The 12,135-nt window shown below is 72.6% G+C and carries 13 protein-coding genes; 5 read left to right on the top strand and 8 right to left on the bottom strand.

What is annotated here, in order from left to right; translation table 11 throughout:
* Positions 1-172 precede the first annotated feature (172 nt).
* From UA75_RS09175 to UA75_RS09160, 4 genes are all read right to left on the bottom strand, one after another.
* Positions 173-469, bottom strand: coding sequence for a putative quinol monooxygenase (locus tag UA75_RS09175; RefSeq protein ID WP_075739885.1), 297 nt, complete (start codon positions 467-469; stop codon positions 173-175).
* Positions 470-626: 157 nt separating this feature from the next.
* Positions 627-1,121, bottom strand: a complete 495-nt coding sequence (locus UA75_RS09170; protein ID WP_232237693.1) for a GNAT family N-acetyltransferase — start codon at positions 1,119-1,121, stop codon at positions 627-629.
* A 32-nt stretch (positions 1,122-1,153) separates the two neighbouring features.
* Positions 1,154-1,993, bottom strand: coding sequence for a S1 family peptidase (locus tag UA75_RS09165; protein ID WP_232251185.1), 840 nt, complete (start codon positions 1,991-1,993; stop codon positions 1,154-1,156).
* 122 nt (positions 1,994-2,115) lie between these two features.
* Positions 2,116-3,234, bottom strand: a complete 1,119-nt coding sequence (locus UA75_RS09160) for a S1 family peptidase (RefSeq protein ID WP_157434069.1) — start codon at positions 3,232-3,234, stop codon at positions 2,116-2,118.
* A gap of 78 nt (positions 3,235-3,312) precedes the next feature.
* Here UA75_RS09160 and UA75_RS09155 point away from each other — a divergent pair, with 78 nt between their 5' ends.
* The 3 genes from UA75_RS09155 (at position 3,313) to UA75_RS09145 (ending at position 5,540) form a co-directional block, all read left to right on the top strand.
* Entirely contained in the window at positions 3,313-4,254 is a 942-nt protein-coding gene (locus UA75_RS09155; protein WP_232251184.1) for a M15 family metallopeptidase, read from the top strand.
* A gap of 109 nt (positions 4,255-4,363) precedes the next feature.
* Positions 4,364-5,128, top strand: coding sequence for an SDR family NAD(P)-dependent oxidoreductase (locus UA75_RS09150; RefSeq protein ID WP_075739882.1), 765 nt, complete (start codon positions 4,364-4,366; stop codon positions 5,126-5,128).
* A gap of 22 nt (positions 5,129-5,150) precedes the next feature.
* A complete protein-coding gene (locus UA75_RS09145) occupies positions 5,151-5,540 on the top strand; it encodes a MerR family transcriptional regulator (RefSeq protein ID WP_075739881.1) in 390 nt (129 codons plus the stop codon).
* A gap of 370 nt (positions 5,541-5,910) precedes the next feature.
* On the opposite strand, the gene UA75_RS09140 is transcribed toward UA75_RS09145, so the two are convergent.
* The 4 genes from UA75_RS09140 to UA75_RS09125 form a co-directional block, all read right to left on the bottom strand.
* On the bottom strand, positions 5,911-6,351 hold the full coding sequence (locus UA75_RS09140; protein ID WP_075739880.1) for an SRPBCC family protein: 441 nt from the start codon (positions 6,349-6,351) through the stop codon (positions 5,911-5,913).
* 327 nt (positions 6,352-6,678) lie between these two features.
* On the bottom strand, positions 6,679-7,365 hold the full coding sequence (locus UA75_RS09135) for a response regulator (protein WP_232237691.1): 687 nt from the start codon (positions 7,363-7,365) through the stop codon (positions 6,679-6,681).
* Positions 7,362-8,645 carry a sensor histidine kinase gene (locus tag UA75_RS09130; protein WP_198044241.1) on the bottom strand — a complete coding sequence of 428 codons (1,284 nt, stop codon included), beginning with the start codon at positions 8,643-8,645 and terminating at the stop codon, positions 7,362-7,364. Before UA75_RS09130 ends, UA75_RS09135 begins: the two co-directional genes overlap by 4 nt.
* Before the next feature lie 7 nt (positions 8,646-8,652).
* Positions 8,653-9,600, bottom strand: coding sequence for a hypothetical protein (locus UA75_RS09125; protein ID WP_075739879.1), 948 nt, complete (start codon positions 9,598-9,600; stop codon positions 8,653-8,655).
* Between the two features lie 416 nt (positions 9,601-10,016).
* On the opposite strand from UA75_RS09125, the gene UA75_RS09120 reads away from it, so the two are divergent.
* Both UA75_RS09120 and UA75_RS09115 read left to right on the top strand, forming a co-directional pair.
* Entirely contained in the window at positions 10,017-10,553 is a 537-nt protein-coding gene (locus tag UA75_RS09120) for a YbhB/YbcL family Raf kinase inhibitor-like protein (RefSeq protein WP_075739878.1), read from the top strand.
* A 317-nt stretch (positions 10,554-10,870) separates the two neighbouring features.
* Positions 10,871-12,109: a VanZ family protein gene (locus tag UA75_RS09115; RefSeq protein ID WP_075739877.1), complete on the top strand. Its 1,239-nt coding sequence runs from the start codon at positions 10,871-10,873 to the stop codon at positions 12,107-12,109.
* Positions 12,110-12,135: the final 26 nt, after the last annotated feature.

Raw genomic sequence — 12,135 nt, 5'->3', positions numbered from 1 at the left:
TCGCGGCCACAGATCGGGCCGGGACGTGCAGGCGCCGCCCGGGCGATTCGGTGCTGTTCGGTCGGTTCCACCAGCCAGCATCGGACCGGGGTGAGCAGCAAGTCCTCCCGGCTGACACCCGACTGCCTGCGCAGCTCGCTTCCCTCCGGATGCGGCGGCCGGTAGGCCGGGCTCAGATTCCGAGCCCGCCCGCCACCGTGAACTCCGCACTGGTGACATCGCCGGTCAGCATGGGTCTCGCCTCGGCGATGGCCGCCCTGACCTCCGGCCGGGACAGCGAGGCCTCGTGATGCTCCCGGCTCTCCCACACCTCGGTCACCCAGATGACGTCGTCATCGGTGGCGGAGGCGCCGACGAGATAGAGCGTGCAGCCCAGCGCACGCAGGCCGTCGACACCGCCCGTCAACAGGGCGATCACCCGGTCCCGGTGTCCGGGGGTCGTCCGCATACTGGCGAGGTAACCGAACATGTCCGCCGCTCCTCCGCGTCGTCGACGCCGCGCGACCGGATCGGCCGCGCAGCCGCCGAGTCAGCATGCCGCGAGGAGCAGCCCGCCCGCTTGCAGGAACGCGACACGCCGCGCGGTCGGAGCGGACCGATCGGGCGCACGGCGATACGGGAGGTCGTCAGCCCGCGTCGACTCCCGGACGGGTCATCGGCTGATGTCGGATGCCGTCCTCGTCGAAGGCCTCCCCCGACTCCTGGTAGCCGAAGGAGCGGTAGAAGTCGACGACCGTGACCTGCGCGGCCAGCACGGACGTCGCCGAGCCGATCTCCGCGAGCGCGGCCGTCATGAGCGTGCGGGCCAGGCCTCGCCCCCGCGCGGCCGAGGCCGTGCATACCCGACCGACGCGGACGACCCCGGCAGGCTCGGCGAGCAGCCGCAGGACGGCCGCCGGCTCGGTGGAGCCCGCGTCGGTCAACCAGAGGTGCCGGGTGTCCGGCGCCAGGTCACGCCCGTCCGGGTCGAGATAGGCGCAGTCCTGCTCGACCACGAACACGGCGGATCGGAGTCGGAGCAGGCCGTAGAGCGTCTGGGCCGTGAGCTCGTCGCCTGCGGCGCGATGCACGACCACGCCGTCGGTCGGTCGACCCTGGTCCTCGATGGAGTAGGCACGCACCTCGTCTGTCTAACAGACCACCCCAGCGCCGCTCAGACCCCGGTCTGCTGCGCGAGCATGGTCCGGTACTCGATGAGCCGGGTGTAGACGCCGGGGCTGTTCTGCCGAGCGCAGCCGTCGCCCCAGGAGACGAGGCCGACCACTCGACCCTCGGCGATCAGCGGACCGCCGGAGTCGCCCGCGCACGCATCCCGGCCGCCGTCCAGATAACCCGCGCAGACCATCGCCGCGGAGTCGTACTCCGGATAGGACCGAGCGCAGTCGGCGTCGGCGATCATCGGCAGGTCGAGCGACCGCAGCGTCGGCGAGGTCGTGCCGTTCTCGCTCGTCCGCCCCCAGCCCAGTGTCGTGGCGGGCGTCCCTGCCGAGTACAGCCGGTCGTCGCCGAGGTCCACCAGCTTCGCGGTCTCGACGTTGATCCGGCGGTCCAGGGTCAGCACGGCCACGTCCTCGCCCTCGACGAACGACGAGTACCGGGGATGCACCCAGATGCTCCGCACCCCCGCCTGGACGCCGTCGGTCGTGCGAAGGTCGGTGCGCCCGACCACGACGCGGACGTCCGACCTCGGCTTCACACGCACGCCCTGCTCCGAGGGCAGCACCAGGCAGTGGGCCGCGGTGACGACCTTGTCGGGCGCCACCAGTGCGCCACCGCAGTACAGATCACCGCTCGGCGTGGTGAGGGCCGCCATCCACGGATGATCGGCCGTGTCGGCGGGGACTCCGCCGACGATGCGACTCTCGGCCACCGACCCGCCCTCGGGCGCGTCCGCCGCCGAGGCGACCGAACCGACCGCCAGCAGCAGCACGGCCGCCAGGGCGGCTCCGATCCGGCGGCCGACTCGATGCGACTGATCCACTCGACGCAGCACGGCTGCTCCTTTCGGCGTAATCGACATGAGTACTCACCGTATCCGATCAGTTGCGGTACGGGATCATTCAGTCGGGCGAACATCGGCGTGGCACGGCCACGACGCGGATCACCCGGTACGCGTCAGGGCGCCGACTCGGCCTGCGCCGGGGACTCCGTCGGCGCGGCGGGCGGCCCCGGCGGTGCGGGTGCGGCGGCCGGATCGGCGGCCGGGCGCGCCTCGGCGTCGTCGGCGGCATCGGGTGCGGCCGCGTCGGGTGCGGCGACGTCCTGGGGAGGCTCCACCACCTCGGGCGCAGGGAGCTGCTCGGCGAGCAGGTCGGCATAGGCGGCGACGTTCGGGAAGGCACCGGGTCGGCCCGCCGCGCCGCAGCCTCGACCCGAGGGGAGAAGGCCGATCACCGCCTCGGAGTCGCCGTCCAAGACGAAGATCGGGCCGCCGACCTCGCTCTGGCAGGGATCGACGCCACCGGGATCGGATGCGGCGCAGAGCATCCACGTCGGGTCATAGAAGTCGTAGGCCGAGGAGCACGCGTCGGCGGACTGGATGCTCAGCACGCCGCGCCGTGACTCGTCCTGCTCGGCCCCGTCACCGCGCAGCAGGAAGGCCGCGCCGCCGAGCTCGTACAGCGCGGCGTCGTCGGTCCCCGCCAACCGGAGCACGGGCCGGTCGAGCGGCTCCGCGAGAGTGATCAGGGCGATGTCGTGGTCTGCGGTCGCCGGGACGTGCTCGGGATGCGTCCACAGTTCGGCGACTCGTAGACCCGGCTCGGTGTCGTCGCCGGAGGCTGCGTCGGCGGGCGCGACGACGCGCAGCCGGGCGGGGTCCGCGCCCCAGACGCAGGTGGCGGCGGTGAGCACGCTGGTCGGGGCCACCAGGGCACCCGCGCAGAAGGGCACTCCGTTGGCCGTGGTCAGCCGGAGCGCCCACGGATACTCGACATCCTCGGGCAGGACCTCGGGCGGTTCGGCGGCGGCATCGTCCGGGGGTGCGCTCTCGCCCTCGACGCCGACGACCGCCCCGCCCGCGCCACCCAGATCCGCGCCTGCCGTGGGATTCGCCGCCTCGGTCTCGCCTGCGGCGGGCCGATCAGCACTCGCAGCGAACAGCTCGACGCCGAGTCCCGGCACCACCGGCACGGCCGGCCCCGCGAGGAGGACCGCGACCACGAGCGCCAGTGGCCGTCGACGGATCTCGCTGAGCACCGTGGACATCGCTCCCCCGCTCTGATCGGCGTCCATGCAGCGCAACACGGAACCCCGTCAGCAACAACTCGGGCGCCCCGGCGTCCCGCTCGTCACTCGTGCCACGCTGGTGGGATGGCCATGGAAAAGACACTCCACCGGGTGACGGCCGGGTTAGCAGCGGCGGTGGCGATGTCGGCTGCCTGTTCGCTCGGCCCGCCGCCGAGTTCCGACGCGGTCGCGCCGCTGGACCCCGGCACGGTCGGCGTCACCACGGCACCGGAGTCAAGCGACCCGGCCGACGAGTCGTCCCGATCCCCCACGGCCACGCCGGAACCGGACGACGAACCTGCCGAGCCCGCGGAACCCGCCGCGCCGACGCACTGGCAGGTCGGGGCGTCGCCACTGCCGGAACGACCGGACGGCCTCGGCGAGATCCTGCCCACGCCCCCGGAGCTGGTCGATCGCAGGCTGCCGACCCCCGACCTGCTGCCCGCCCCGCCGGACGAGCGCTACGCGGCCGCCGTCGAGACGGTGCCCGAGGAGCTCCTCGCCCGCAGCACCTGGCATGCGGGCTGCCCGGTCGCCGCGACGGACCTGCGATACCTGACGATGTCGTTCTGGGGCTTCGACGGCGGGCATCACACCGGGGAGATGCTCGTCCACGCCGACGTCGCCGACGCAATCGTCACGGCCTTCGGCAGGCTGCACGCCGACCGCTTCCCGATCGAGGAGATGCGGGTGACCGCCGCCTGGGAACTGGACACGGCGCCGACCGGGGACGGCAACAACACCTCCGCCTTCGTGTGCCGCGCCGCCGTCGGCTCCGGCGCCTGGTCGGCACACGCCTCCGGGCTCGCGGTGGACGTCAACCCGTTCGTCAACCCGTATGTGCGCTCCGACGGGGTCGTGCTGCCCGAGCTGGCCTCGGCCTATGTCGACCGAGGCCGGGTGCGGGACGGGATGATCCTGGAGGGCGATGTCGTGACGGCGGCCTTCGACGAGATCGGCTGGACGTGGGGCGGGCGGTGGAGTTCCCCGTCCGACCTGATGCACTTCTCGGCGACCGGCGGCTGAGCCGCCCTCGGCGCTGCACCGGAGGCCCGTGATCCCGCTCACGACCTCGGCCGTCACCGGCTCCTCGGCTTGACCTTGTCACTGACGTCAACGTTCTACCGTCCCCGACATGACAGAGCACGAGATCGATTTCGCAGGTCAGAGCGTCATCGTCACCGGTGGCGGGTCCGGGATCGGCCGGGCGGCCGCCCGCGCCTTCGCCGAGCGCGGTGCGAGGGTGCTCGCCGTCGGGCGCAGGCCGGAACCGCTGGCCGAGACCGCGGACGGACACCCGACGATCCACCCGCTCGCCGTCGACGTCACCTCGGCGGACGGGCCTGCGCGCATCGTCGAGGCGGCGCTGACGCTGTCCGGACGCCTCGACGTGCTGGTGAACAACGCGGGCGTCGTCGGCCGGACGCCGTTGGGCTCGATCACCAGGGAAGAGGTGAATCGCCAGCTCGAGACCAACCTGGTCGCGCCGATGTTCCTGACGCAGGAGGCGCTGCCGAGTCTGGAAGCCGTCGGGGGCGCGGTGATCAACGTCAGCACGGCGGTCGGGCAGCGCGGCTGGCCGGACATGTCGGTCTACGGTGCGAGCAAGGCCGGGCTGGACTTCCTCAGCCGGGCGTGGGCGGCCGAACTCGGCTCGCGGGGCGTCCGCGCGGTGACCGTGGCGCCCGGCCCCACCGACACTCCGGTGCTGACGAACAACGGATACTCGGAGGCCGACCTCGCGCGGGTGGAGTCCGAGAACAACGCTCGGTTCGCGCAAGGGCGGGTCAACACCGCCGACGAGGTGGCCTGGTGGATCGTCGCCATCGCCCACCGACGGCACGGGGCGCAGGTGAACGGCGCCTGGTTCCCGGTGGACGGCGGTGGCAGCGTCACCTGACCACGAAGGAGGACCGGGCGAGATGCGGATCGGGGAGCTGGCCGCACGATCGGAATGCAGCACGCGGTCGATCAGGTACTACGAACAACAGGGCCTGCTGGACTCGGAACGCCTGCCCAACGGGTACCGCGTCTACGAGGACTCTGCCGTGGCCCGTGTGGTCAACATCCGCCGACTGCTCTCGCTCGGTCTCGTGCTGGAGGACGTCCGCTTCTTCCTGCCGTGCCTGGACGGCGACGTGTTCGCCGCGCGCCCCGGCCTGCCCGGTCTCGACGTCGCACGGCGACGACTGGCCGACCTGACCGAACGGATCGAGGCTCTCACCGAGGTGCGGGACGGCCTCGCCCGCCAACTCGACATCACGGCGGCGCGGGTCGCCGAACCGGCAGGCGGGAGTGGCGGCGTCCGCTAGCCGATCACGTCGCCAAGGTCGCTAGCCGGACGCGGAGACGAACCCGTCCCGAGATCCGCGCATCCTCGAAGGGATCACCCACGGCCGCCGACGCATCGCCGACTCGGCGAGCCGGCCGCCGGACCGCGGTTCGCATCGCCGGACCGGTCCGGAGCACGCACGTCGCAGCGCCGCCCCGTGGCGTCGGACGACGGGTCGCGGGCGGCACGGCCAGTCCGCAGGAGCAGCCCGGCCGGACCTGCGGCGCACCACCGGACCGTCGGCATGATCCGCGAACGGCTACGCCGAACCGGCCGCTGCTCGCTGCGGGCGCGGCGTCGGCGCCCTCGCCGTCACCCGCCACCGCCGCGTCGCGAACGAGTGGGGAACCTCAGTTGGCTCGACGGGCGAGGTTGTCCAGCAGTTCGCCGTAGATCCGGCGCAGCCCCATCGGAGCGAAGGTCCGTTCGAAGAAGCCGCCGACGCCGGCGGCGCCCTGCCAGGTGTTGGTCACCGCGACTCTGGACCGGCCCGCGACACCGGGTCGCACCGTCCATGTGGTGACCATGCTGGAGTTGGCGTCCCGCTCGATCAGGTCACCCTCGGCGGACTGGTCCACGTCGAGCACACAGTCACGAATCCGGCTCTTGGTGGCCTGGAGCTTCCAGCGCACCCGCGTCCCGGCGCCGGTGCCGCCCGCGAGCACCTCGTACTCACTGAACGGCGGGGGAAGCACGGCAGGCCGCGTCTCCTGATAGTCGGCGATCAATTCGCGAATCCGACTCACCTCGTCGTCGAACTCCCGCTCGACCGTGACCTTGACCTCAGCCATGACACTCCACTTCGTCTCGCCCCCGAAACGCCTGCATGATCACGGTATCGGTCCTGCGTCGACGGTCGGCAGCCGACCTGGGCGAGGCCCTCGGTTCGCCCGGCTCGCCGGCCGGAGACGGCGCCGCCGGGGTCGCATCGGACTGCGGCGCTGGACCCGTCGCGACCCGCCCTCGCCGCGGGCTCGCCCGCCGCACGGCCCGGACCGCCGCCGGACGGCGTGCGAGCCCCGCTCGCAGCGATATCGCCACCCCTTCGCCTGCAGCCGATCCCCGCCGTGGGGCGGACATCGATCGCAGGCCGCTACAGGCTGTGCGGCCTGCGAGGCTCAGTCGGGCCGGACCAGTCCGGTCTCATAAGCGGCGATGACGGCCTGTGTCCGGTCTCGGGCGCCGAGCTTGGCGAGCACCGCGCGGACGTGCGTCTTGACGGTCTCCACACCGAGGAACAGCCGGCCGGCGATCTCGGCATTGGTCAGTCCCGTGGCGAGGAGACGCAGGACCTCGGCCTCTCGTTCGGTGAGACGCGGCCCGGCGCGCGTGGGACCGGGGCGGCGCGCGAGAAGGGACCGAACCGCAGCAGGGAACAGCAGCGAGTCGCCTGTCGCGATGGTCCGGACGGCCCGCAGGATCTCCTCCGGGGCGGCGCGCTTGAGCAGGAAGCCCTGCGCGCCGACGCGCAGTGCGTCGTAGACGTGATCGTCGTTCTCGAAGGTCGTCAGCACGAGGACCTTCGGCGGCATGGCGTTGCCTGCCAACAGCCGCCGAGTGGCCTCGATGCCGTCGATACCCGGCATGCGCACGTCCATCAGCACCACGTCCGGCCGCAGGGCCCGAACCAGCGGGATGACGTCCACGCCGTCGGCGGCCTCACCGACCACCCGCAGATCCGGCTGGGCGTCGATGATCGCGCGCAGCCCGCCCCGCACGAGCGCCTCGTCATCGACCAGCAGCACGCCGATCACCTCGAACGACTCGGCTGCGGCCGAGACCCGGTCTGCCATCGCGTCTGTCATCGTCCTCCCGTCCGAGCCGACGGCAGTCGTGCCGTCACCGCCCACCGGCCGTCCACCGCACCCGTCTCCACCCGGCCGCCCAGGCTCGCGACCCGCTCCCGCACGCCCCGCAGGCCGCGCCCGCCGCTCGGTCCCGGCCGGGATCGGGTATCCGCCGCCGGCAGCGGATTGCCGACGGAGATCAGCAGTTCCCCTGCCCTCATGTCCAGGGACAGGCGCACCGGGCAGCCCGGCGCATGCCGCAGGCAGTTCGTGAGGCACTCCTGCACGATCCGGTAGGCCTCCCGCGACATCTCGGCGTCGGGCTCGTCGAGGGAACCGGACACCACCAGCTCGACCTCGGTCCCCGCTGCGCGGGCGGCGTCCACGACGGCGTGTACCTCGGACAGCAGCGGCGCCGCGAGACGAGCGGCCGTGTCGTCGTCGCGCAGCAGACCAAGGACGTGATCCAGATCGGTCTGAGCCTCCCGCGCCGCCGTCTCGACGGCCCGCATCGCGGTCACGGCGAACGCGACGTCGGTGGCCGCAGTGTGTCGGGCCGCCCCCGCCTGGATGCTGACCACGCTCAGCGCATGGCCGACCGAGTCGTGCAGCTCCCTCGCCAGCCGGTGCCGTTCCGCGCGACGCACGAGCTGCCGATGCGCGGCTGCACGACGCTCGTCCGGCGTCGGACCGAGCAGCACGCCTGCCGCCCGACTCAGCAGGGCGCCTGCCGAGGCCACCGCCGCGAACAGACCGAGCAGCAGCAGGACCGCGCCGAGAACCAGCCACCAGCGTCGGACGTCCTCGGCACCGACACCCCAGCCTGCGGGCAGTTGGAGATCCGGCAGCCATGGCGCCGCCAGCCCGAGGGCTGTCGCAGGCGGCAGCGCCAGGGTGAGCGCGCTGATCACCCCGCCGATCAACAGGTGCAGCACGAACCATAGGCTCGTGCGACGCCGCGCCTGCCTGCCGCCGGTCCGTGCGAACTCCTGCTCGATGAGCGGGCCGCCCAGCAACGCCCTGGCCGCGCTCGCCGACAACTCCCGCACGGGCGACAGCAGCCCGACGAGCGCCACCAGCGGCAGGGCCGCCAGGGTGGCCGTGAGCAGGACGGGCAGTTCCTCGGTCGTCCGTCGCGCGAGCAACTCCACGGCGACGCCCGTCAACGCCACGAACGGCATCAGCAGGGCACCGCCGAGGACAAGGTGTGCCCAGCGGCGATAGAAGGCCGCGTCGAACGCCCGGCGGAGGACGGGCACGCGGCGCATCGAGCGCAGGAAGCGCGGCAGAACGGTCATGGCAGGCTCACGGTAGCGACGGCGGAGCGGGCTCGGCGACGTGGACGGGGCCTGCGGTCCGGCGGCTGCGGAGCTGATAGACCCAGGTGGTGGCGCCCAGCGTCGGGCCGAGCAGTGCCCAGCTGCCGTAGAAGAGGGTGAAGACCCACGGCGCCAGATCACCGGAGTCCGCCGACTGGGCGGGTGCCAGGACCACCGGGATGACGGTGATCAGGGCGCCGGATCCGAACCAGCCTGCGGCCAGCAGCATCCAGCGGGGCAGGAACCGAGCCCGATCGAAGGTCAATGCGAGGACGAGCACCGCGCCGAACAGGGCGAAGATCGCCGGAATCCATCCCGCGTCGAAGCCGTGCGCGACCGGCTCACCGGTGACGCCGAACTCGCTGCCGAGTGCCCATGCCGTCTTGATCGCCGGGTAGACCAGCACCAGGACCAGTGAGACCACGCCGAACCACGAGCCGTGCGGTCCTGGGACGGTGAAGACCCGACCGCTCAGGATGCTCGCGGCGAGAAGTGCGACGGCGGTGGCGGCCAGCACGCGCACGGCCATCGGGAGCAGTTCGTATGGCAGTTCACCGCCGAACAACACCAGGACCGGGATGCCGAAGACCTGGATGAGCAGCCCGGTCGAGACCCAGATCAGGGCCGCCCCGGCCAGTACGCCCAGCACGATCGACGCGGGATGTCGGCGCGTCCTCGACCCGCCGAGCAGCGCGGCGGCGATCATCCCGAGTCCCGCGCCGATCGGGGCGAACCAGGCAGGCACGCCGGTGGCAGCGGTGAGCACGTCGCCGGGCGCGGGCAGCAGACCAAGAACGAGCAGCGCCAGGCAGACGACGAGCGCCGCCCTGGCCAGCTGCAGCGGGCGGGCGGACGGCGGTCTTGCATCGATCGGCTTCGGCGCAGGCGCCGCGCTCGGCGGGGCGGGTGCGGCCTGCGGAGTCGAACGGGGCATCGGAACTCCCTTGGATCGGCGCCGACGAGGTCGGCGTGGTACTCGACGTCGAGGTCAGGCTCCCGCGCCCGAGCACCCGCCTGCCTCCCTCGGCAGAGGGAGTCGCCTCCCTCGGCAGGGTCTCCACTGCGGGGTCGACGCGCCGACACCCCCCGGCACGGCGAGAGCACCTTCGGTCGGCAGAACCGCTGGACAGACGACGTCCGACGCCGTCGGCCGAGCCGGAACACGGCGAGGGTCCCGCTCGGCGGACCTGACCCGCCCGTCGGGTCGGCCGGGCCACGTCGACAAGCGACGTCGCGGCGAGCGGCCGCCTGCCTCGGCACGCACCGACCGAACGGGCGGCGGCGGCAGGCGCAGGCGCCGCTAGGGTCGTCGGCGAAGACCGACGATCTCGACGACGCTTGAGGAGTCCGATGAGCCTGGACCGGCCGATCGCGCCCGACCCCTACACCCTGCTTCCCTCGGTGGCGTCCTTCACCGTGACCAGTGACGACGTCGTCCACGGGGAGCAGCTGCCCGCCCGGCACATCTCTGCGGGAGCGGGCGGCGAGGACGTCTCGCCCGCGCTGAGCTGGTCGGGGTTCCCCGCCGAGACCCAGGGCTTCACCGTCACCTGCTTCGATCCGGACGCGCCGACTCCTGCCGGCTTCTGGCACTGGGGGGTCGTGAACCTCCCGGCCACGACGACGACGCTGGCGGCCGGTGCGGGCGCGGCAGGGGCAGCACTGCCCGGCGCGGCGTTCGCCGTGCGCAACGACCTCGGTACCAGGGACTACGCAGGCGCCGCTCCCCCGCAGGGCGACCACCCGCACCGGTATTACTTCGTCGTGCACGCGATGGACGTGCCCGCCATCGACGTCGACGCGGACACCAGCCTGACGGTGGTCAGCTTCAACCTCGTCTTCCACACCCTCGCCAGGGCGATCATCGCTCCGGTCTTCTCCCACTGAGGTGTCCGCACCGAGCCTGCCGCAGTCTCCGGGGCAGGCAGGCTCGTCTGGTTCCCCGCTCCCGCCTCGGGTCGGGACCCGACCCCCGCCGGGTCTGATCTCGACTGCTCCGACCCTGTCGGGGACGGCCCGCTCCACCGCCGAGCAGACCATCCCGGCGTGCGCCACCCGTTCCACCGAGCCGTCCCGCTGCGCGTGATCGCACCACGAGCAGGCCGTCCCCCCAGGCCTTCCCGCGTCCGAGTCGACCTCCCCGTGAGGCCGCCGTGGCGTCGTCAGGGCACCGCCCCACTTCCAGCACAGGAGCAACTTCCACCGTGAGCATCCGTGTCCTGCCCGGATTCGTGGCGCTGACCCTGGCGATCGTCGTCGCGGCGCTGGCCTTCCTGCCCTACGTGGCGCGGCAGTACCGTCGTCGGGGCCAGCTCGGCTTAGGCCACGCGCTGATCGCCTTCGCCTTCCTCTGTTACATCCTGGGCCTGCTGGCCTATGTGCTGATCCCGATCCCGCCCGTCGGGCCCGGCTTCTGCGAGGCCTACTCCTGGGTGCGCCCGCAGTTGACCCCGCTTGCCAGCCTCTCCGGACTGCCCGCGACCTTCGGCTCCGGCGGCGTCCGCTCGTTGCTGGTCGACTCGGCGTTCCAGCAGTTCGCGATGAACATCGCGCTGTTCGTGCCGATGGGCATGTTCGTCCGGCACATGTTCCGGCGAGGCTTCCTCGCCACGATCGCGATCGGGGCCGCCGCGACCCTGTTCATCGAGTTCACCCAGCTCACCGGGATCTGGTTCCTCTACCCGTGCCCCTACCGGCTGTTCGACGTCGACGACCTGGCGGCCAACGGACTGGGCGCGGTGGTGGGGGCGGTCCTCGCCCCGCTGCTGCGGCTGGTGCCCGGCCAGCGCACCGGAGCGGCGCCGGGCGTGCCCAGGCCGGTGACCGCGAGTCGCAGGCTGCTCGGGATGGCCTGCGACCTGCTGGTGATGTGGCTCTCCGGAAACGTCGCCCTGTTGATCGTCACGGCGGCGGTCGGCACCGGGGGTGCCGCGGAGGACGGGCTGCCGTGGATCCACGCGGTGGCACAGTGGGGCCTGCCCGCGGCACTGATCGGCACCAGCCTCGTGGTTCGCCGGGCCACGCCGGGGCAGCAGATCGTGCTGCTGCGTCTGACCAGTGTGGACGGCGGTCGAGCCGCTGCGCTGCGCGCCGTGGTCTGGTGGATCAGCGGGTTCGGCGCCTTCGGAGTGCTCCAGACGGCCGCGTTGATCTGGTGGGCGCCTGCGGTCTGGGCAGCGGTGGCATTGGCCGGTCTGCACGCAGTGTCGCTGCTGCTGACCGCCGACCGGCGGGGAATCAGCGGAATGCTCAGCGGGTTGCACGCGGTGGACGTCCGAGTCGGCCGAGACGGGCCTGCCGGCTCGGCGACGCCGGAGACCGACGAGGACGACCAGACAGGCGAGGGTGCGGCGGCCGAGCCGCAGCGGCAGTCCGGCACCACGGCGTCGTCGCGGCGCGGCGGCGGCTCCGAACATGATCGACCCCAGAACACCAGGGCGTAGCGCCTCTCGGCGGACGACGACCCGGC

The organism is Actinoalloteichus sp. GBA129-24 (assembly GCF_001941645.1).
Taxonomy (GTDB): Bacteria; Actinomycetota; Actinomycetes; order Mycobacteriales; family Pseudonocardiaceae; genus Actinoalloteichus_A; species Actinoalloteichus_A fjordicus.
Note: the sequence above shows the minus strand (reverse complement) of the source record. Positions and strands in the feature narration are given on the sequence as shown.

Excerpts from the sequence above, each read along its gene's own strand:
- UA75_RS09175 (WP_075739885.1), bottom strand. The coding sequence starts at position 469 with ATGTTCGGTTACCTCGCCAGTATGCGGACGACCCCCGGACACCGGGAC.
- UA75_RS09140 (WP_075739880.1), bottom strand. The coding sequence starts at position 6,351 with ATGGCTGAGGTCAAGGTCACGGTCGAGCGGGAGTTCGACGACGAGGTG.
- UA75_RS09145 (WP_075739881.1), top strand. The coding sequence starts at position 5,151 with ATGCGGATCGGGGAGCTGGCCGCACGATCGGAATGCAGCACGCGGTCG.
- UA75_RS09160 (WP_157434069.1), bottom strand. The coding sequence starts at position 3,234 with ATGGACGCCGATCAGAGCGGGGGAGCGATGTCCACGGTGCTCAGCGAG.
- UA75_RS09130 (WP_198044241.1), bottom strand. The coding sequence starts at position 8,645 with ATGACCGTTCTGCCGCGCTTCCTGCGCTCGATGCGCCGCGTGCCCGTC.
- UA75_RS09120 (WP_075739878.1), top strand. The coding sequence starts at position 10,017 with ATGAGCCTGGACCGGCCGATCGCGCCCGACCCCTACACCCTGCTTCCC.
- UA75_RS09125 (WP_075739879.1), bottom strand. The coding sequence starts at position 9,600 with ATGCCCCGTTCGACTCCGCAGGCCGCACCCGCCCCGCCGAGCGCGGCG.
- UA75_RS09150 (WP_075739882.1), top strand. The coding sequence starts at position 4,364 with ATGACAGAGCACGAGATCGATTTCGCAGGTCAGAGCGTCATCGTCACC.
- UA75_RS09135 (WP_232237691.1), bottom strand. The coding sequence starts at position 7,365 with ATGACAGACGCGATGGCAGACCGGGTCTCGGCCGCAGCCGAGTCGTTC.
- UA75_RS09155 (WP_232251184.1), top strand. The coding sequence starts at position 3,313 with ATGGCCATGGAAAAGACACTCCACCGGGTGACGGCCGGGTTAGCAGCG.